Consider the following 19125-nt stretch of genomic DNA (forward strand, 5'->3'; position numbering starts at 1 on the left):
TCGCGAGGCACAGGCTTGGCGAGAGTGCGTATTCGGACTATATTCGGTCTGATTTTCGTTGGAGGACAAGGTGGGTCTTGAAAGCCGCATCAAGCCGATCAGCTACGTAAAGGCGAATAGCGCCGAAGTGATCCGCGAATTGAACGAAGGCGCGCCGCCGCTGATCATCACCCAGAACGGTGAAGCCAAGGCCGTGCTGCAAGATGCTGCGGACTATTACCAGACGCAGGAAACGCTGGCGCTGTTGAAACTGCTTGCGCTTGCCAAGGAAGATATGGCGGCGGGCAGGGTTTACCCGTCTGAGGGTATGCTTGACCGGATCACCGGCGAGCGGCCCACTGATGCCTAAGCTGAGGGTTGAGTATACTGAGCAGGCCCGCCTTGATCTCAGACAGATATTTGAACGGCGACTGGCGCAGCGCGGGCCGGAAGGCTGGGATGGTGCGCGCGCTCATCTTGCAGAAATACTTTCGACGATAGACGGCTTGGCCGACTTTCCTGAGCGCGGGCCAAGGCTTTCCGAAATGGCTGATTTCGGGAACGCAGGCCTGCGCCAACTGTCCCATCCACTATATCGGATAGTGTATTTTCTGGACGAAGAGGTCGCAACAGTAGCGATGGTGGCCGATGGGCGGCGCGATTTTGTAACGCTGTTACAACGCCGCCTTTTCGGCCGCACCTGAAAACTCAGCCCAAAGCCTTCAGCGCTGCGCCCTTGCGCGCTTCATACCGTGCTGCCACGCCGCGCGTGAATTGCGGCGCGTAAACGGTTGAGACGGTGACGAAATCGGCCACGGCGGCATCGGGCGTGATCGTGACCATCGTGTAGCCCTTGGCGTCCTGATCGCAGAAGGCGACTTCGGGGCTTTGCGCGGCAAGGATTTTGCCAAGGCCGGGCAGGAGCGAGCCGTAGGAGGGGCTGGTGATGGCGGTTGCGCCAAATTCGCTGCCGATGCGCGCGCCGCTATCATCGTGCAGGTCGTTGGCCCATGCGGCGTGGCTGTCTCCGGCAAAGGCGAGGGGGTTTGCGCCGATGCTGCGCAGCATGGCGTAAAGCCGTTCGCGGGCAGGGGGGTAACCGTCCCACGCATCGAGATTGAACGGCAGGCCCGCCTTGAACGCAGCCTGCGAAGCGGCGATGAGGCCGCGATAGGCTTCGGGCATTTTGCCGAGCAGGGCTTCGAACTTTTCATCGCCCAGCGCGGCGCGCAGATCCGGCCCCGGCACGCGCGCCATGACGACCTGATTGCCGAGCAACTGCCACGGCTTGCCCGCCTTGACCGAAGCAGCAAAGGTGCTTTCGAGCCACTGCATCTGTGCCGCGCCGAGCAGCTCGCGTGATGCGTCCTGCCGTGCGGCGAGCATGGCCTGCACTTGCGCGGTATCGGGGGCCGCGCCTTTGCTGGCGATCTGTTCGGAGCGGGCGAGGAGGCGGGTTTCGACCATTGCCAGCGTGGCCAAATCGCCAAATTCGAAGCTGCGATAGATGGCGGCGGGATCGTTGCCCTGCTTGGGGCTGCGGATCGGCATCCATTCGAAATAGGCCTGAAGCGCAGCGGCCTTGCGCGCGCGCCAATCGCCTTCCTTGGCGGGATCGTGGTTTTCCGCGCCGCCAATCCAGGCGTCGTTGGCGGTTTCGTGATCGTCCCACACGCAGATGAAAGCAGCGCGGGCATGGGCGGCCTGCATCTGCGGATCGGCCTTTACCTGCGCATGGCGGCGGCGGTAATCGTCCAGCGTGACGATTTCGTGCGCGGGATCGGGCAGGCGGCCGATTTTGCCGCCGACGTCAGCGCCATAGCCATCCGCGCCATATTCGTAGATATAGTCGCCCAGATGCAGCACGGCGTCGAGCCGGTCCTGCGTGGCCATATCTCCATAGGCGTTGAAGAAGCCGCCGGAGTAAAGCTGGCACGAGGCGAGCGCGATGACGATCCTGTCAACCTTGCCCACCGGTAGCGTGCGGAAGCGGCCCTTGGGGCTGGCGGTGCCATCGGTGGTGCTGAACCAGTACCAGTATTCGGTGGCGGGGGAGAGGCCGGAGACTTCGACCTTGGCGGTGTGATCGGCGGCTGCGGTGGCGACGATCTTGCCGGATTTTAAAGGCTTGGCACTTTCGCTGGCGGCGACATGCCATGTCAGCGGAACATCGCCGCTGGCACCTTCGGCCACAGAGGCGCGGGTCCAGATCACCGCGCCATCCGCTGCCGGGTCGCCACTGGCCACGCCGTGGCGGAAGCTGGCGGCGTTCAGGGAAGGGGCAGCGATGGCCGCAGGAGCCAGACCGATGCCTGCGCCCGAACCGAACGCGGCGAGCAGGTTGCGGCGATTGATCGAAAGGGTCATCGGTCTGGCATCCTTGGGTTTTCAGGACAGGCTATCAGAAGCGCGCGGTCAGCGCAGCGCCGAACATGCGCGGTTCGGCAGGGATGAAGGTGGGGATGCCGAACGCGCCGCCGGTGTTGCCGGCATCGAGCAGGTAGTCCTTGTCGGTCGCATTGCGCATGAAGGCCGAGATTTCATAGCGGCCATCGGCAAACGACACACCGCCGCGCACGTTGACGAGCGTGACCGGCCCCTGGCTCAGAAGATCGCGGTTGGGCAGTTCGAAGAAGATCTTGCTGCGATAGGTTACGCTGGGTGTGACGAAGAAGCGGACGCCATCGGTTACCGGAGCGTTGATCGTGAAACCGCCTGCAGCCTGCCATTCGGGCTGAAGGCGGAAGCGCGCACCGGAGAAGGCGGGGGCGAACGTGTTGTCCTTGTCAATTCCGCCGTCGATATAGCCCACGTTGCCAAAGACTTGCAGCCAGTCCGCAGCCTTGATCGCCACTTCGGCTTCCACGCCAAGGTTGCTGGCCGTGCCCGCGCTTTGCGTTACGGTGGTGCCATTGCTTTGCTGCACGCTGACCTGAAAGCCATCGTACTTCTGGTAATAGACGCCGATCGAGCCGGAGACGGGGCCTGCGGCACCCTTGAGGCCCACTTCATAGTTCCACACGGTTTCTTCCGGCACGTCCTGCCGGTTGGGCTGCGGAACGCCGGAAACGCGCGCGGCCGAAAGCTGGACCACGGGTGAGCGGCGGCCCTTGGAAATCGTGGCGAAGACGTTGGTGCGGTCCGACAGGCGGTAGAGCACGTTGAAGCGGGGCAGAAAGGCGTGGGACGTGCCGCTGGCGCGGAAGGTCTGGCCGTCGGTATCGACCTGTCCGGGGACGAGCGAGGTGGCGGTGGGGTTCAGGACCGGGCGCGGGACGCGGGCGAAATAGGTAGAAGTACGCTCTTCCCACACATAGCGCGCGCCTGCGGTCACTTCGAGCGCCGGGGACGGCATCCACGTGGCATCGGCGAAGACCGAATAGGCGGTGTTCTTGCCGCCGTTGATGAATTCCGACGAATAGGGGATCTGCGTGAAGCGGCCGCCGGTGGCCAGCGCGGTGGCCTGCGCGGCGGTGACGATGCCTGCCGTGTTGATGCAGCCGATGCCGGGGATCACATTGGCCGCGCATTGCAGGAAAATGCCTTCTTCGGAACTGAAAGGCACGGCCTGCGTGCTGTCTTCCTTGAACACGTTCCAGCCTGCCGAGGCGCGGATATTGCTGGACTGGAAGCTGAAGCGGCCTTCGTGGCTGGCCTGCCAGCCCTTGGCGTTTTCGGCAAATTCGAGATACCAGGCCGCGCTGCCATCGGCATCGAATACCTCGCGGCTATCGAAATCGCGATAGCCGTTGACGGTGGTGAAGGTGATCGCGTCGGATAGCTCTGCCGTGATGGTCAGGTTCGCGTCATAGACATCGCGATTGAGGCCGAGTTGCGAATTGCCGAGCGCCGTGGCCGAAAGCGGCGAGCCGCCAAGATTGGCATCCCCGAACGGGTTGGCGGGGCCGTTGGCAGTGGCATAGGTGCCCGAAACGAACGGCGTGCCGCCATTGCGCTGGCGATCATACGTGCCGATCAGGTCAACTGTTACGCGGTCCGAAGGCTTCCACCGCACGGAAAGGCGCAGGCCGAGCTGGTCCTGCGCGTAAAGCTCTTCGTCCTGCGACGCGGCCAGATTTTCAACATAGCCATCGCGGGTGCGCCATTCGAAAGCGATGCGCGCGGCGATCTTTTCGTCGCCCGAATTGAGGAAGCCGCCGAGCAAGGTCTGGTTGTAGTTGCCGATACCGCCGGTCACCATTGCCGAAACGCCGGGTTCGGGGCGCTTTGACACCATGCTGATTGCGCCGACGGCAGAGGCGGTGCCGAACAGCGTGGCCTGCGGCCCCTTGATCACCTCGACCCGTTCAAGATCGTAGATCGCCTGATACGACCCGCGCGAGCGCGAGATGTCCACGCCGTTGTAATAGAGCGTGACGCGGGGCCCCTGCTGGGCCGAGCCGGAATCCGACGTGATGCCACGGATTACCACGCCGGGGTTGTTGGCGCTCTGTTCCTGAATGTTCAGGCCGGGGACGTAGGCGGACAGTTCGTCAAGGTCGGACACGCCCAGTTCGCGGATGCGATCACCCGTAACGGCGGAAATGGTGATGGGAACATCCACCAGTTTCTGTTCGAACTTCTGCGCCGTAACGACAATAGTATCTACGTTCTGTTCTTCTGCTGCGGCAGGTATTGCTTCCTGCGCGAAAGCATTGGCTGAGAAGATCAGCGAGGTTGTTAGCGCGGAACCGAAGAGAAAGGTCTTTTTCATTTCACCCACCTGTTGTGATGGGTGGCGGATAGGTTGCCAATGTTTCGGCTACGTGACGGAGATCACATCCTTTTTGGGTGGGTTGTGTGTTTGAAATTTGCCTTCAGCGAAGTTTAGAACAGGGCGCTGCGTCGGATTCACGCTGGACCAGCGTGTAATCCAGTGTGACGTGGGCGGGGCGGGGGCCAAAGGCGGGGGCGCTGCCATTGCGCACGTTGCGGATGCCTTGCACCAGTTGATCGAGCGCCACTTCGGCCATCTGGCGAATGGGCTGGCGGATCGTGGTCAATTCGGGCCAGATGGTGGATGCGAGCGCCGTATCGTCAAAACCACAGACGGTCAGATCGCGCGGCACATCGATCCCGCAGCGGTGCGCGGCGGCGACGCAGCCTGCGGCCATATCGTCGTTCGCGGCGAAGATGGCGGTAGGCGGCTGGGGCAGGGCCAGCATCTGCGCGGCGGCATCAAGGCCGGAGCGGTAGGTGAACTGGCCTTGCACGATCAGCGCTTCGTCCACCGCAAGGCCCGCTTGCGCCATCGCATCGCGGAAACCGGCAAGGCGCAGGGCGCTGGCCGATTGGGCCGGGTTGCCGATGATGAAGCCCACGCGCCGATGGCCCAGCGCGATGAGATGGCGGGTCATGTCCTGCGCTGCGCGGGTATCGTCGATCATCACCGCCGCTTGGCCGGGCAGGGCCTTGCCGGGGCCGATCAGCATGGCGGGAAGGCGCGCTTCGGCAATGCGGGCGAGCAGGGCGGCATCTTCGCACAGGGGTGGGGGGAGCAGGAAACCATCGATGGCGCTGGCGGCAAGGCGCGCGATCACTTTGGCGACATCGCCTGCTGGTTCGCAGCGTTCGACCACCAGATGCGCATCAAGCCTGCTGGCCGCATCCATACAGCCGATCAGCAATTCGCTGAGATAGGCGGCAGACGGGTTGGCATAGAGCAGGGCGATGCGAAGCCCAACCGCGCCGGCAAGGCTGCGCGCGGCGCGGTTGGGCGCGTAATCGAGCTGGCGGATGGCGGCTTCGACCGCGAGGCGCGTTTCTTCACGCACCGTTTCACCGCCATTGATCACGCGGCTGACGGTCATCGGGGAACAACCGGCGAGCCGGGCCACATCGTTGACCGTGGGACGGCCAGACTGCCGCCGCCGGGATCGGGTTTCGTTCATGGCAAGGCCTTTGATCAAAGGGGACCGGATTGGCAAGTTCTGGCGCGTGTGCGGATCATGGTAGCGATATCGCGCAAACAGGAAATAGCTATACACAAGGGTGCAAAGTGATCGACGGCGCGCCGTGGCTGCGGCTATGCATGACGGGCAAAAAAATCGGGAGAGGCATATGGCAGGCACCCAGCAGGACCGGGTGAACATGGCGCTGGTGGGCGCAATCGTGGCGGTGGCGACGATTGGCGGCCTGCTGTTCGGGTATGACAGCGGCGCGGTGAACGGCACGCAGGCTGGGCTGAAGGCCGCATTCGCGCTGGATGACAACGGGCTGGGCTTTACGGTTGGCTCGCTCTTGGCGGGCTGTGCGGCTGGCGCCTTCCTTGCCGGAAGGCTGGCAGACCGGTTCGGGCGCAAGCGGATCATGATGCTGGCGGCACTGCTGTTTCTGGTGGGAGCGCTGGTGCAGGGGCTGACCGGCAATCACACGCTGTTCGTGGTGTTCCGCTTTCTGGGCGGGATAGCCGTAGGCGCGGCAAGCGTGCTTTCGCCTGCCTATATCTCGGAAGTGGCACCTGCGGCCATTCGCGGGCGATTGACCAGCGTGCAGCAGGTGATGATCATCACCGGGCTGACGCTGGCTTTCGTCGTCAACTATGTGCTGGCGCAGCAGGCGGGGGATTCGCTGGGCACGATTGCCGGGTTCCCGGCGTGGCGCTGGATGTATCTGGCACAGGCGGTGCCTGCGGTGGTGTTCCTTGTGGCTTTGCAGTTCATTCCTGAAAGCCCGCGTTATCTTGTCAGTAGTGGGCGTGAGGATGAAGCGCAGGCTGTGCTGACGCGGCTGTTCGGTGAAGCTGAGGCCGCGCGCAAGGTGGCCGAAATCCGCGCGTCCTTTGCCACCGATCACCGCCCGCGTCTGGCCGATGTGCTGGCACCGGGCACGGTGCTGCGCCCGATTGTGTGGGCCGGGCTGATTATCGCGTTGTTCCAGCAGTTCGTGGGGATCAACGTGATCTTCTATTACGGCGAAACGTTGTGGAAGCTGGCGGGCGTTTCAGAAAAGGCGGCGCTTGAGCGCAATATCATTTCCGGGCTGGTGTCCATCGCGGCGTGCTTTGTCACGATGGCGCTGGTGGACAAGGTGGGCCGCAAGCCGCTGCTGCTGATCGGGTCTGCGGGGATGACGCTGGCGTTGGGGGCGATGAGCTGGGCCTTTTCCCAAGGGACGCTGGATGCAGCGGGCGCGCTGCAGATGGATCAGCAGCTTGGCTTTATCGCGGTGATCGCGGCCAATATCTATGTGATCTTCTTCAACATGAGCTGGGGCCCGGTGATGTGGGTCATGCTGGGCGAGATGTTCCCCAACCAGTTACGCGGATCGGCGCTGGCGGTGTGCGGGCTGGCGCAGTGGGGCGCGAACTATGCCGTGGTGCAAAGCTTCCCCGCGATGGCCAGCGGTCTGGGGCTGGCGGAAACGTATGTACTCTATACCGGCAGCGCGTTCATCAGCTTCTGGCTGGTCAAGGCGTTCCTGCCCGAAACGCGCGGCAAGGAACTGGAGCAGATGGAGGGCTGGGGCGGGCATTGATCTAAGCCGCCCCTTTTGGTCACCCCGCGTCGGGCGCGTTTGGCACCAGTCGCTGTTCGGTCAGGATCTGCCACGCGGTGATGAACAGCGCGCCGACCACCGGGCCGACCACGATGCCGCTGAGGCCAAGCAGTTCGATCCCGCCCAGCGTGGTGACCAGCACCAGCCAATCGGGAATGCCCGTATCGCGGCCCACAAGAGCCGGGCGCAGAATGTTGTCGGCAAGGCCGATCACCACAACGCCCGATCCCACCACTACGGCGCCCTGCCAGATCGCGCCGGTGGCAAAGAGGTAGATGGCCACCGGTCCCCAGACAATGGCGGGGCCGATGGCCGGGAGCAGCGCGGCAATCGCCATGATCGCGCCCCACAGCAATGCTGCGGGCAGGCCGACGATGGCAAAGGTGATCGCGCCGAGCATGCCTTGCACCAGCGCGACGACGACCGAGCCTTTCAAAGTGGCGCGCACGGCGGCGACGAACCGGTCCACCATGCGGGTCGCCACGCTGTGTTCCAGCGGCAGCGCGCGGACGATGGTGGGGCCAAGGACGTGGCCGTCCTTAAGCAGGAAGAACGTGACATAAAGCCCGACGCCGAAAGCCAGCACGAAAGCGGCGGCATTCGCGCCGATGGTCAGCGCGCGCTGCGTGATTATGCTGGCGCTGCTGCTGAGCGATTCTGCAATGCGGTTCTGCGCCAGTTCGAACGTGCCGAACCCCGCATTGCCGAGCATGTCCTGCACGCGGGAAGGCAGGGCATCGTGGACCTGCTGGAAATAGAGCGCGAAGTTGATCTGGCCTGACTGGATCTGGGTAAACACGCCCGCGGCCTGTTCCACCACCATCGTGCCGATCAGCATGGCAGGCAGGATCACCGCAAAGGTGATGATCAGCAGCGTCATGCCAGCGGCAAGGCTGCGCCGTCCGGGCCAGCGCTCCAGCAGGCGCTGGTTCAGCCAATCGAACATCAGCGCGGCCAGCGCCGCCCAGAGCAGCGCGGTGAGGAAGTTGGCGACGACGAGGACCAGCGCTACCGTCACCAGCACGAGCATGAGGATAAAGCCCCCGCGCTCGACCTTGCTTCGCTCTATCATCATTCCCCCTTCGCAAGACGCGCATCACAGATGGCGGTTCGCGCCCCTGCTTGCAAGCGAGGGGTGGGGCGACCTGTGATGCGTTGATGCCAAACGCTTGCCGGGGGGTGTGGTTTCCGGCGGGTGCAGGGGAGGGGGCGGGGAGGACCGCCCCCAACGAGATCAGAAGCGGTTCATCATGTTTTCCAGCCATTCCTGACGGCCCGAAACCGGGGCAGGGCGCAGGTCTTGCGCCACGGCGAGGTCTGCGATTTCGGCAAGGCTGGACTTGGCGATGGTCTGGCCCAGTTCGCCCTGCCACCCGGCATAGCGTTCGGCGCGGAAGGCATCGATGCGGCCATCGTTGATGATGGCTTCGGCGCGGAGCAGCGCCTTGGCGATCACGTCAACGCCGCCGATGTGGCCGTGGAACAGGTCTGCTGCGTCAACCGACTGGCGGCGCACCTTGGCATCGAAGTTGAAGCCGCCGTCGGTAAAGCCGCCCGCGCGTTCGATCTCGATGCAGGCCAGCGTCAGTTCCTCGACCGAGTTGGGGAACTGGTCGGTGTCCCAGCCATTCTGCGGATCGCCACGATTGGCGTCGATTGATCCGAAGATGCCCAGCGCGCGCGCCATTGCGATTTCGTGTTCGAAAGTGTGGCCCGAAAGCGTGGCGTGGTTGGCTTCGATATTGACCTTGACCTCGTTCTCAAGGCCGAAGCGCTTGAGGAAGCCGAAGACGGTCTGCGTATCGAAATCGTACTGGTGCTTGGTCGGCTCGTGCGGCTTGGGTTCGATCAGGATCGTGCCCGCAAAGCCGATCTTGTGCTTGTGTTCGACGACGAGCGACAGGAAGCGGCCGAAGTTTTCCTGCTCAACCGCCAGATCGGTGTTGAGGATCGTGTCATAGCCTTCACGGCCGCCCCACAGCACATAGTTCGCGCCGCCAAGACGGTGGGTTGCTTCGAGCGCATCGCGCACCTGCGACGCGCCCCATGCGTAGACTTCGGGGCGGGGGGAGGTGGCAGCGCCAGCCAGATAGCGCGGGTGGCCGAAGAGGTTGGCCGTGCCCCACAGCAGCTTGCGGCCATGTGCGGCTTGCAGTTCTTCAAGATGATCGACCGCACGGGCGAAACTGGCGCGGAAATCGCCGATGGATTCAGCAGGCGCCATCACATCGACATCGTGGAAGCAGTAAAACGGCAGGTCGAGCTTTTCGGCGAAGGCGAGGGCGGCTTCGCGCTTGGCACGGGCGGCGTTTTCGTCCTGCGGGCCGTTCAGCCAGGGGCGATCAAACGTGCCAGCGCCGAACACGTCGCTGCCGGGCCAGCAGAAGGTGTGCCACATGCACACGGCAAAACGCAGGTAATCCTCCATGCGCTTGCCAAAGACCATGCGGTCCTTGTCGTAATAGTGATAGGCAAGATCGCTGGTGCTTTCAGGCCCTTCGTACCGGACGGTATCGAATGCGTCGAAATAGGATGCGGACATTTCAGGCTACTCCTTGGATGGCGGCAAGCGCGGCATAGGCGGCGCGGAAACGGGTGCGTTTGGGGCTGAGGATATCGGCAAGGGCGGCGTCGGGTTCGATCACGGCGCGGATCGGCGGGCGGGTGCAGACTTGCGCCGCGCTGGCCCCGGTCACGCCGATCTGCGCAAGGCGCGCCGCGCCAAGGGCAGGGCCGACTTCGCCGCCATCAAGATAGACAAGCCGTACGCCCAGCGCAGCGGCAAGGATGCGGCCCCAGTGGACCGACCGTGATCCGCCGCCGATGACGCAGAGTTCATCGATCTGCGTGCCCGCAGTGCGCAGCGCGTCAATGCCGTCGGCATGGGCGAAAGCCACGCCTTCCAGCACCGCGGCGGCCATCGCACCGGTAGCGCTTTCGTTGCCAAGGCCGAGGAAGGCGGCGCGGATGTGCGGATCGTTGTGCGGGGTGCGTTCGCCCGAAAGATAGGGGAGGAACAGTTCGCTTCCGGCCTGCACACCGTGCGCTTCGGCCAGCGCGAAAAATTCCGCCGGGCCGGGGACGTTGCAGGCCTTTGCCGCCCAATCGATGCACGATGCGGCAGAAAGGTGCACGCTCATCTGGTGCCACACGCCGGGCAGGGCGTGGCAAAAGGCGTGGACGGCCTGCGCCGGGTTGGGGCGGAACTGGTCGTTACCGACAAAGATCACGCCCGATGTGCCGAGCGAGAGCATTCCCTGCCCTTCGCCAGTCACGCCAACGCCCAGCGCGCCGGCGGCATTGTCACCCGCGCCTGCCACCACGGGCACGGCGCCCATGCCCCATACGCTCGCCACATCGGCGCGGAGCTGGCCGGTGACTTCCGGTCCTTCATAAAGGCGGGGCATGTGGCTTTCATCAAGGCCGGTGGCGGCGAGCATTTCGTCCGACCATGAGCGGCGCGCCACATCAAGCCATAGCGTTCCGGCGCTGTCGGACATGTCGCTGGCCTTTTCGCCGGTCAGGGCAAGGCGCACATAGTCCTTGGGCAGCAGCACGGTGCGCAACTGTGCGAAAACATCCGGTTCGTGGGCGCGCACCCATTCCAGCTTGGGCGCGGTGAAGCCGGGCATCATGATATTGCCGGTAATTTCGCGGCTGCGCGGTTCGCGCGATTCCAGCGCCGCACATTCGGCAAAGCTGCGCCCGTCGTTCCACAGGATCGCGGGGCGCAAAGGGGCATCGTCTGCGCCCAGCAGCGTGGCGCCGTGCATCTGCCCGGCAAGGCCAACGCCTTGGACTGCGGCGCGAAGCGCCGGGTCGATGGCCAGCACGGCGTGATGCGTGGCGGCAACCCAGTCTGCCGGGGCTTGCTGCGACCACAGGGCTTGCGGGCGCGACACGGCAAGATCGGCGGTGGCTTGGGCCAGCACGTCGCCACTTTCGGAAAGGACGACAGCTTTTACCCCGCTTGTGCCGATATCCAGCCCCAGGAACATTGTGATTCATCCTCTCTGCCCCTCCGCTTGGCGCGGCGGTTGAGATGGCATGATAGCGCTACCTTTTGTTCTTGGCAATCGTCTGTTGGCGCGGGCGGCGCGCGGTGAATAGGGGCCGTTACGTAAGGCGCGGTCCGCGCGATCTTCAGGAAATTGCGAGAAACGGGCAGCTTAACCAATCCTCAAGGGGTGGCGGGCGAAAAGCGGCAAGATGCGGGCACTGCTGAATTTTTTCAGGCTGGACACAAGCGATGCCGAACTCGCGCGCGCCCAATTCCGCTCGCTTTCCGCGCATTTGCCGCTCCTTTACGTTATTCTGCTCGGCAATGCGCTGGCAATCGCGGTGGTCTTTTTTGACCCCGACAAGCTGATCAAGACACTGATCTCACCGGCATTGATCTGCGGTGTCGCCATGTCGCGCGGCGTGTGGTGGTGGCGCAGCGCAGATCCAGAGGGTCTTTCCGACGACGAGATCCGCAGTCACCTGCACCGAACCGGCGCGCTGAGCGTGGTCATGACGTTGGCTTTCGAGCTGTGGTGCATCTGGGTCTACAACGACGGCGATGCCTATGGGCGGGGAAGCCTGACCTTCTTCCTCGGATTGACGGAAGTCAGCACGGTGTTCTGCCTTATGACGCTGGGCCCGGTGGCGATGCGCGTGGCGGTGGTCAGCACGCTTTCGTTCCTGTTCTACTTTTCCTGGGCCGACAACGGCCAGATGCTGGCGCAAACCATAGTGTTGTGCCTGGTCAGTGCGGGCATGGTCGTGGTGGTGCACCGGCACACGCATTCTTTTTCCGAACTGATCCGGTCACGGCGCAATCTGCGGATGCGCCAGCATGAAACCGAAAAGCTGAGCGAGGAGAACCGGCGCATCGCCTTTACCGATCCGCTGAGCGGATTGCCCAACAGGCGCGAACTGCTGGCGCGGCTTGATCGGCTGGAAGCCCGCGCCGATCTGCCACGCAACAGCCTTGCCGTGATTTTCATCGATCTTGATGGGTTCAAGGCTGTAAACGACGAACACGGCCATCAGGCGGGTGACGCGCTTATCCGCAGCGTGTGTCTGCGCCTGCGCCAGCATTGCCCGCCGCACGCTATGTTGGCGCGGGTGGGCGGAGACGAATTTGCCGTCCTGCTCGAAGCGCGCGATGCGCAAAGCGCTGCGTTGCAACTCGCGCACACGATGCTGGAAGAAATTGCCCTGCCGGTGCTGGTGGATCGGCACGTGCTGCAAGTGGGCGGGTCCATCGGCGTTGCGGCCAATGTCGATGCCGCTGGCAGTCCGCGTGAACTGCTGCGGCGCGCTGACATTGCGATGTATCACGTAAAGACGCAGGGCAAGGGCCAGGTCGCGATCTACGATGCCGGGTTTGACGAAGGCCGCCTGCGCCGTCTGGACATAGAAGCGCAGATCGGGTTGGGCCTTGCCCGTGGTGAGTTCGACGTGTTCTATCAGCCCATCGTCGATGCCTATAGCGGGGCCATCGTTTCGGTAGAGGCGCTGCTGCGCTGGCCGCGCCGCCCGGAAGGAGCGCTGCCGCCCGACGAGTTTATCGAGATTGCCGAAGCGACCGGGCAGATTCACCCGCTTGGCCTGTTCGTGCTGGAACGCGCAGCACGCGAGATCGGGCCGCTGGGCACACTGCATCTCAGCGTTAACGTTTCGCCCGCACAGTTCCGCGATCCGGCTTTCGAACGGCAGGTTGCGCACGTGCTGGAACAGACGCGCTTTTCGCCGGAACGGCTGCAGTTCGAGATTACCGAAGGCTATCTGCTGGCCAACCCGGAACGCGTGGTGAGCGCGGTGGAAACGTTCAAGGCGCGCGGCATGTCGATTGCGCTGGATGATTTCGGCACTGGTTTTACCAGCATCCATTACTTGCGGTCCTATGGCTTCAGCCATATCAAGCTGGACAAATCGCTGCTGGCGGGGCTGTCGCCCGGCGCAAAGGCGACGATGCTGGTGACCGGCGCTATCAACCTGGCGCGCGGGCTGGACATGGCGGTGATTGCCGAAGGCGTGGAAACCGAAGCGCAGGCCGAAATTCTGCGTGCCGCCGGATGCCACGAATTGCAGGGCTATCTTTTCGGCAAACCTCTGCCGCTTGCCGAGTTTATCGAAGCCTGCCGTCGGTCCGGGCGCCCGCTTGGCGCAGAGCGGTGGCTCCGCGCCGCGGGGTAAGCTCTACTCGGCGTTCTGCTTTTCCATGAACACCTTGGCCCTGTCTGCTGCCCAGTTCTGCAACGCTTCGGTGCGCAAACGCGCGCCTTCGGGGTCGGCCTCAAGCGGCAGAACCGATTCCACGATGGCATCGAAGTGGGTGCGCAGGCCGTCCTTCGCTTCGGGGTAAGGGATAATGTAAAGCTGGTTGGCTTCGATCCCGGCTTTCACGTGGTTCGCCAGTTCCAATGGGTCCATACCGTGCTGGTGGATCGAATGCAGCGAGGCGATGGAATCTTCGTTCTCCACATAACCGCTCTTGCCAAACTGTGCCGGGCGCAACCGGCTGGCTTCGGCAATGTTCGATTTGATGTTGGCCGGGCACAGAACCGAAACGCCGATCTGGTGCTTGTCCAGACCCAGCCGATAGCTTTCCATCAGGTTGATCACCGCCGCCTTTGCGGCGGAGTAGGGCGCGGCCAGCGCGCTGCCCATCAGCCCGCCCAGCGATGATGTGGTGACGATGTGCCCCGGCTTTCCGCTGGCGATCATGCGCGGAACAAAGGTGACCATGCCATTGATCACGCCGCCAAGGTTTACACCGACGATCCAGTCGAAATCATCATAGCTGGTGTTCTCCACCGGGCCGAAGCTGTTGACGCCGGCGGTGTTGAACAGCAGCGTAGGCGCAGCGCCGAACACGGCCTCAACCTCGTCTGCCGCGCGGGCATAGGCGGCGCGGTCCATGATATCGAGCGTGATGCCGTGGGCGGTGATCCCTTCGGCCTGAAGGTTGGTCACGGCCTTTGCAACGGCATCGGCGCGAATATCAGCCACCACGATCCTTGCCCCCGCGCGCCCAAAGACCTGCGCCTGCCCGAACCCCGCGCCCGATGCGCCGCCGGTGATGAAGGCGATCTGGTTTTCGAATGACTGCATGGCGTTCGGCTCCTCTTCCAATTTTGTTAGTGTTACTTACAATATCGACCAAAGGAGGGCAAGCGCGGCCTTGCAGGCGGTTCTGCCCATGACCATGTGCGGACCTGTCCCGATGGAGTTCTGCAACGATGACTCGACTGCCCACCTATTTCCTCAACCACGGCGGCGGACCCTGGCCGTGGATGGAAGGGCCGATGCGGGAGGCCTATGGGAAGCTGGAGGCATCGTTGGCGGGCGTGATGGATGAACTGCCCGAACGCCCCAGCGCCATTCTGGTTGTCTCTGCGCACTGGGAAGCGCCTGTGCCGCATGTATCGTCGCACCCCGCGCCGCCGATGCTTTATGACTATTACAACTTCCCCGAACACACCTACCACATTCGCTATACAGCGCCGGGAAGCCCCGAATTGGCGGGCCGCGTGCGCGATCTGCTGCGGGCAGGGGGGATGGATTGCGAAGACGATGCCGAGCGCGGCTTCGATCACGGCACGTTCTCGATGATGCAGCCTGTGCGCCCGCAGGCGGATATCCCCATCGTGCAGCTATCGGTGCTGGATCACTTCGATCCCGCCGCGCACATCGCGATGGGCCGTCTGCTGCAACCCTTGCGCGATGAAGGCGTGCTGATTTTGGGGTCCGGCCTGTCCTACCACAACCTGCGCGCATGGGGACCGGCGGGGGCAGAAGCCGCCGCGCAGTTCGACCAGTGGCTGCGCGAAAGCCTTGACGGAAAGCCTGAAGCGACCCGCGACGCGGCGCTGCTGCGCTGGGCCGAAGCCCCCGCCGCCCCCGCCGCGCACCCCCGGCCCGAACACCTGCTGCCGCTGATGGTGGCCGCAGGGGCAGGCGGGGCTGACGCTTGCGCCGTGCATTTCCATCAAAGCGATTTCATGGGCAGCATGGCGGTAACGGGGTTCCGGTTCGGGTAGGCTCAACCCACGCCGAGGCCGAGGATCAAGCCGCCCACGGCAGCGGCGGCAAGCACGCGCATGATGTTCCATTTTAGCCTGAACAGTAGCACGGCGGCCATCGCTGCCAGCACTGCTGCGCGCCAGTCGAACGTGGATAAGACCGGAATGTTCAGGTGCAATGGCCCCACTTCGGCCTTGACCACGGCTGAAAACAGCACGTGGATAAAGAACCAAGCGGTAAGGTTGGCGATCACGCCCACCACGGCGGCGGTGAGGGCGGCCAGCCCGCCTTTGAGGCGAGGGGAGTTCTCCATCCGCTCGATCCACGGCGCGAAGGTGAAAATCCACAGGAAGCAGGGCGCAAAAGTGACCCACGTGGTCAGCGCTGCGCCCAGCAATCCGGCCACAAACGGCGAAAACGGCGCAGGTGCGCGGAAGGCGGCAAGATAGCCGACGAACTGCGTGACCATGATCAGCGGTCCCGGCGTCGTTTCGGCAAGGCCAAGGCCATCGGCCATTTCGCCCGCGCTCAACCAGCCATAGTTCTGCACCGATTCCTGCGCCATATAGGCCAGCACCGCATAGGCCCCGCCAAACGTCACCACGGCCAGTTGCGAAAAGAAGCTGCCGATGTCCCACAGCACATGGTTGCGGCCCAGCGTAGCCAGCACCAGCCCCATAGGAGCAGCCCAGATCGCGCCCCAGATCAGCACGGTGCGGATCGAATGGCCCCACGGACGCGGCGTTGCGATGGCTGCGCCGCTGCCCGCCTTCAGCGCCAGCCAATCCGGGCGCAGGGCGGCAACGACCATGCCAATCGCGCCCGCGCCCAGCACGACCAGCGGGAAGGGCGCATCAAACGCGAACAATGCGATGAACGCGACCACGGAAAGGCCACGCTTGAACCCGGTGTTGAGCGCGCGCCCGGCGATGCGCAGCAGGGCCTGCACCACGATGGCCAGCACTGCGGCCTTGATGCCCAGAAACAGCGCGGCAAACCATTCAAGGTTGGCCGCCACAGCGTAAAGCATTGTCAGCCCAAAAATGATCAGCGCGCCGGGCAGCACGAACAGCAGCCCGGCCACCAGCCCACCACGCAGCCCGTGCAGCTTCCAGCCGATCCACGTGGCAAGTTGCTGCGCTTCGGGTCCGGGCAGAAGGTGGCAGAAGTTCAGCGCGTGGAGATACTGCTCTTCATCCACCCATTGCCGTTCGTCCACCAGTTCGCGGTGCATCAGCGCGATCTGCCCGGCTGGCCCGCCAAAGCTCAGAAATCCGATCCGTGCGAAGACACGAACCATTTCGCGGAAATCAGGATGTGTAGTTGAAATTGCCATTCGCCCCATGCCTTACCATCCGCGAAGACGCGGACCAACAAGGCAACACTTGGGCGGTAAGGCCTGACCGGGAGGTTGCTGCTGCCCCGGTGTGGCCTCCATAATTGCCGAGTTTGCAAACTACGACAACCTGAAAATCAACCTGAAGGCGACCCAAACCCTACAGTACAAAACTGGGCCAGTTATCGTGATCCATTTCCAAATCTATCAATTCAAGAGTTGCAGTTCCCGGGACGCAGGGGCGATTTGCAATGTTGAAAGCCCGCTTAATCAACGCATGTTCGTAATGCGGCGCCAATGGTTCCACTGACGACCATGTACCAGCGCGCCGTGCGCACAAGCTATTCAGGTAGCCGCCAGCGACCCCTTGGCCAAAAAGATTCAAGGGAGATTTGGGCCCCGTCGGAACACTTCGCTTAGGCCGTCAGCGCGGCGAGATGTGTCTCCCAAGCGATTGTGTCGTTGTGTGAATGCGTGAAGCCGATCGACCGTTCGAAATCCACGCAGGCTTTCGAGCGGAAGGCAGCGATATATGTTCGGCGCCAGCGGTCCGGCGAGGTATTTCCTCCTGACCCATGAACGATCAGTTCATCATGCACAGTGATGTCGCCGCGCTTCAGGGGCAATTCGACGACGATATCGGCATCAGTAAGTTCGACGCTGAGGATGTGAGAGTCGCTGCGGTCGTCGCCCATGAGAGGGCGGTGCGGACGCAGGCCCTGCTTTTGCGAACCCGGCACGACCTTGAGGCAACCATTTTCCGGATCGGCATCGTCAAGCGCGAGACTGCACGTAGCGGTAAGCGGCTCAGGTGTTCCAGTGGGCCAGTATCCCAGGTCCTGATGCATGGTAAAAACGGCATCGGGCTTCGCAGGGCGCTTCGCGAGGAACTGGTCATAATCCAGAGTTGCAGTCTCTCCGATCAGTTGTCGCGAGATCAAGGCTGCCCGCCGTTCGTAGAGGTTATCGCGCAAACGCGGATCGTAGTGGCGCGGCAGGGTGGTGGGTCAGATTTCAAACTGACCCACTACCTCGGCGATGCTCGGCTGCAGCGGCTAATCTCGCTTTCGATGCGCGAAAACCGTGACCTGCGCATTGTGGCCCTGAATGCAGAGGCCGCCCTTGCGCAAACGCGCATCCAGCGCGCCCAGGGGCGGCCGAACGTGAACGTGGATATGTCCTATACCCGCCAGCGTCAGCCAGCAGGCGTCGCCGGTGCAGGTGTCGGCCTTGGCGAGGGTGAGGCGACTGGCTTTTCATTTGACCAGTTCAGCGCGCAATCTGCGTTGACCGCCTTTGAAATTGACCTGTTCGGCCGCATCAAGGCGCAGAACGATGCGGCGAACGAGCGCTATTTCGCCTCGCGCGAAGGACAGCGCGCCGTGCGGTTGACCGTGATCGGGGCGGTTGTCGAAGCCTATCTGGCCGAACGGCTGGCTGCGGAACAGGTTGCCTTGATCGAGGCGACACTGGCTGATTGGCAGGCGTCGTTGGCCCTTACCCAGCGGCTGCATGCGGCCGGGCAGGCCAGCGGCATTGACCTGGCGCAGATCGAAGGCCTGATGCGGCAGGCGCAGGCCGATCTTGCGCAGCGCGAGCGGGAGCGGATGCAGGCAACCAATGCCCTCGTCCTCGCAGTGGGCACGCCCTTGCCCGATGATCTGCCCGATCCGGTCGAGCTGCTGCAGCAACCCATCCGAACGTCGCTGGCGCCGGGTACGCCTTCGGACCTGTTGCTCCGACGCCCGGATATCGCACAGGCTGAGCACGAATTGCGCGCGGCCAATGCGGATATCGGCGCAGCCCGCGCTGCATTTCTCCCGCGGCTGTCGCTGACGGCAGCATTCGGCTTTGCCAGCCTTGCCCTTGAAAAACTGTTCCAGCCGGGCAACAGGAGCTGGTCATATTCGCCTTCATTGACGGCCCCGATCTTCAGGGGCGGGGAACTGCGCGGCTCGCTCGATTTGGCGCGGGTCAGGAAAGCGGCGGCGGTGGCAACCTACGAACGCACGATCCAGACGGCGTTTCGCGAGGTGGCCGATGGACTAGACGCGCGGGCCACTTTCACTTCGCAGACGAAGGCGCAGCAAGATGTTGTCGACCAGGCCGAAAATCGGGCAAGGCTGGTCAAGCTAGCCTATCAATCCGGCTTGAGCGCCCGCCTTGAACTGCTGGATGCGCAGCGAACAGCCTATGCCGCAAGGCAGGCCCTGCTGGTCGTGCGGCGGGATGAACTGTCCAGTGCATCGGCCCTCTATCGTGCCCTTGGTGGTGCAGTTGACTGATGATGAAGGAATGCA

General features: G+C 63.3%; 15 protein-coding genes. 6 read left to right on the plus strand and 9 right to left on the minus strand.

What is annotated here, in order from left to right:
- Positions 1 to 70 precede the first annotated feature (70 nt).
- Positions 71 to 349 (plus strand): type II toxin-antitoxin system Phd/YefM family antitoxin, encoded by a 279-nt coding sequence (locus HGI47_RS05900; protein ID WP_168851907.1) that lies wholly within the window; start codon positions 71 to 73, stop codon positions 347 to 349.
- Complete coding sequence (locus HGI47_RS05905; protein ID WP_240950016.1) at positions 312 to 683, plus strand: type II toxin-antitoxin system RelE/ParE family toxin; 372 nt, start codon at positions 312 to 314, stop codon at positions 681 to 683. The genes HGI47_RS05900 and HGI47_RS05905 overlap by 38 nt, the downstream gene beginning before the upstream one ends.
- Positions 684 to 687: 4 nt before the next feature.
- On the opposite strand, the gene HGI47_RS05910 is transcribed toward HGI47_RS05905, so the two are convergent.
- From HGI47_RS05910 to HGI47_RS05920, 3 genes are all read right to left on the minus strand, one after another.
- Entirely contained in the window at positions 688 to 2346 is a 1659-nt protein-coding gene (locus HGI47_RS05910; protein ID WP_168851908.1) for an alkaline phosphatase, read from the minus strand.
- Between the two features lie 34 nt (positions 2347 to 2380).
- Entirely contained in the window at positions 2381 to 4693 is a 2313-nt protein-coding gene (locus HGI47_RS05915; RefSeq protein ID WP_168851909.1) for a TonB-dependent receptor, read from the minus strand.
- 103 nt (positions 4694 to 4796) lie between these two features.
- Entirely contained in the window at positions 4797 to 5870 is a 1074-nt protein-coding gene (locus tag HGI47_RS05920) for a LacI family DNA-binding transcriptional regulator (protein ID WP_168851910.1), read from the minus strand.
- 136 nt (positions 5871 to 6006) lie between these two features.
- Between HGI47_RS05920 and HGI47_RS05925 the strand changes: the two genes are divergently transcribed.
- A complete protein-coding gene (locus HGI47_RS05925) occupies positions 6007 to 7455 on the plus strand; it encodes a sugar porter family MFS transporter (RefSeq protein WP_168851911.1) in 1449 nt (482 codons plus the stop codon).
- Between the two features lie 19 nt (positions 7456 to 7474).
- Here HGI47_RS05925 and HGI47_RS05930 read toward each other — a convergent pair whose 3' ends face one another.
- From HGI47_RS05930 to xylB, 3 genes are all read right to left on the minus strand, one after another.
- The gene (locus HGI47_RS05930) at positions 7475 to 8548 is read right to left on the minus strand and encodes an AI-2E family transporter (RefSeq protein ID WP_168851912.1); all 1074 of its coding nucleotides are present in this window, start codon (positions 8546 to 8548) and stop codon (positions 7475 to 7477) included.
- A gap of 162 nt (positions 8549 to 8710) precedes the next feature.
- Positions 8711 to 10018: a xylose isomerase gene (gene xylA, locus HGI47_RS05935; protein ID WP_168851913.1), complete on the minus strand. Its 1308-nt coding sequence runs from the start codon at positions 10016 to 10018 to the stop codon at positions 8711 to 8713.
- A 1-nt stretch (position 10019) separates the two neighbouring features.
- Positions 10020 to 11474 (minus strand): xylulokinase, encoded by a 1455-nt coding sequence (gene xylB / locus HGI47_RS05940; RefSeq protein WP_168851914.1) that lies wholly within the window; start codon positions 11472 to 11474, stop codon positions 10020 to 10022.
- 211 nt (positions 11475 to 11685) lie between these two features.
- Between xylB and HGI47_RS05945 the strand changes: the two genes are divergently transcribed.
- Positions 11686 to 13659: a bifunctional diguanylate cyclase/phosphodiesterase gene (locus tag HGI47_RS05945; protein ID WP_168851915.1), complete on the plus strand. Its 1974-nt coding sequence runs from the start codon at positions 11686 to 11688 to the stop codon at positions 13657 to 13659.
- A gap of 3 nt (positions 13660 to 13662) precedes the next feature.
- On the opposite strand, the gene HGI47_RS05950 is transcribed toward HGI47_RS05945, so the two are convergent.
- The gene (locus HGI47_RS05950; protein WP_168851916.1) at positions 13663 to 14577 is read right to left on the minus strand and encodes an SDR family NAD(P)-dependent oxidoreductase; all 915 of its coding nucleotides are present in this window, start codon (positions 14575 to 14577) and stop codon (positions 13663 to 13665) included.
- 128 nt (positions 14578 to 14705) lie between these two features.
- Here HGI47_RS05950 and HGI47_RS05955 point away from each other — a divergent pair, with 128 nt between their 5' ends.
- A complete protein-coding gene (locus HGI47_RS05955; protein ID WP_206066028.1) occupies positions 14706 to 15506 on the plus strand; it encodes a class III extradiol ring-cleavage dioxygenase in 801 nt (266 codons plus the stop codon).
- Between the two features lie 2 nt (positions 15507 to 15508).
- On the opposite strand, the gene chrA is transcribed toward HGI47_RS05955, so the two are convergent.
- Together chrA and HGI47_RS05965 are read right to left on the minus strand one after the other, a co-directional pair.
- Complete coding sequence (chrA, locus tag HGI47_RS05960) at positions 15509 to 16825, minus strand: chromate efflux transporter (RefSeq protein ID WP_168851917.1); 1317 nt, start codon at positions 16823 to 16825, stop codon at positions 15509 to 15511.
- A 416-nt stretch (positions 16826 to 17241) separates the two neighbouring features.
- Positions 17242 to 17799 (minus strand): phytanoyl-CoA dioxygenase family protein, encoded by a 558-nt coding sequence (locus HGI47_RS05965; protein ID WP_240950018.1) that lies wholly within the window; start codon positions 17797 to 17799, stop codon positions 17242 to 17244.
- On the opposite strand from HGI47_RS05965, the gene HGI47_RS05970 reads away from it, so the two are divergent.
- Positions 17752 to 19110 carry an efflux transporter outer membrane subunit gene (locus HGI47_RS05970; protein WP_240950019.1) on the plus strand — a complete coding sequence of 453 codons (1359 nt, stop codon included), beginning with the start codon at positions 17752 to 17754 and terminating at the stop codon, positions 19108 to 19110. The two genes, HGI47_RS05965 and HGI47_RS05970, sit on opposite strands and share 48 nt — an antisense overlap.
- Positions 19111 to 19125: the final 15 nt, after the last annotated feature.

Source organism: Novosphingobium sp. ERN07 (assembly GCF_012641335.1).
In the GTDB taxonomy this organism is placed as follows: Bacteria; Pseudomonadota; Alphaproteobacteria; order Sphingomonadales; family Sphingomonadaceae; genus Novosphingobium.

What these genes read in the sequence shown, in the direction of transcription:
- HGI47_RS05910 (WP_168851908.1), bottom strand. Translation starts at nt 2,346, where the DNA reads ATGACCCTTTCGATCAATCGCCGCAACCTGCTCGCCGCGTTCGGTTCG.
- HGI47_RS05915 (WP_168851909.1), bottom strand. Translation starts at nt 4,693, where the DNA reads ATGAAAAAGACCTTTCTCTTCGGTTCCGCGCTAACAACCTCGCTGATC.
- HGI47_RS05920 (WP_168851910.1), bottom strand. Translation starts at nt 5,870, where the DNA reads ATGAACGAAACCCGATCCCGGCGGCGGCAGTCTGGCCGTCCCACGGTC.
- HGI47_RS05925 (WP_168851911.1), top strand. Translation starts at nt 6,007, where the DNA reads ATGCATGACGGGCAAAAAAATCGGGAGAGGCATATGGCAGGCACCCAG.
- HGI47_RS05930 (WP_168851912.1), bottom strand. Translation starts at nt 8,548, where the DNA reads ATGATAGAGCGAAGCAAGGTCGAGCGCGGGGGCTTTATCCTCATGCTC.
- xylA (WP_168851913.1), bottom strand. Translation starts at nt 10,018, where the DNA reads ATGTCCGCATCCTATTTCGACGCATTCGATACCGTCCGGTACGAAGGG.
- xylB (WP_168851914.1), bottom strand. Translation starts at nt 11,474, where the DNA reads ATGTTCCTGGGGCTGGATATCGGCACAAGCGGGGTAAAAGCTGTCGTC.
- HGI47_RS05945 (WP_168851915.1), top strand. Translation starts at nt 11,686, where the DNA reads ATGCGGGCACTGCTGAATTTTTTCAGGCTGGACACAAGCGATGCCGAA.
- HGI47_RS05950 (WP_168851916.1), bottom strand. Translation starts at nt 14,577, where the DNA reads ATGCAGTCATTCGAAAACCAGATCGCCTTCATCACCGGCGGCGCATCG.
- HGI47_RS05955 (WP_206066028.1), top strand. Translation starts at nt 14,706, where the DNA reads ATGACTCGACTGCCCACCTATTTCCTCAACCACGGCGGCGGACCCTGG.
- chrA (WP_168851917.1), bottom strand. Translation starts at nt 16,825, where the DNA reads ATGGCAATTTCAACTACACATCCTGATTTCCGCGAAATGGTTCGTGTC.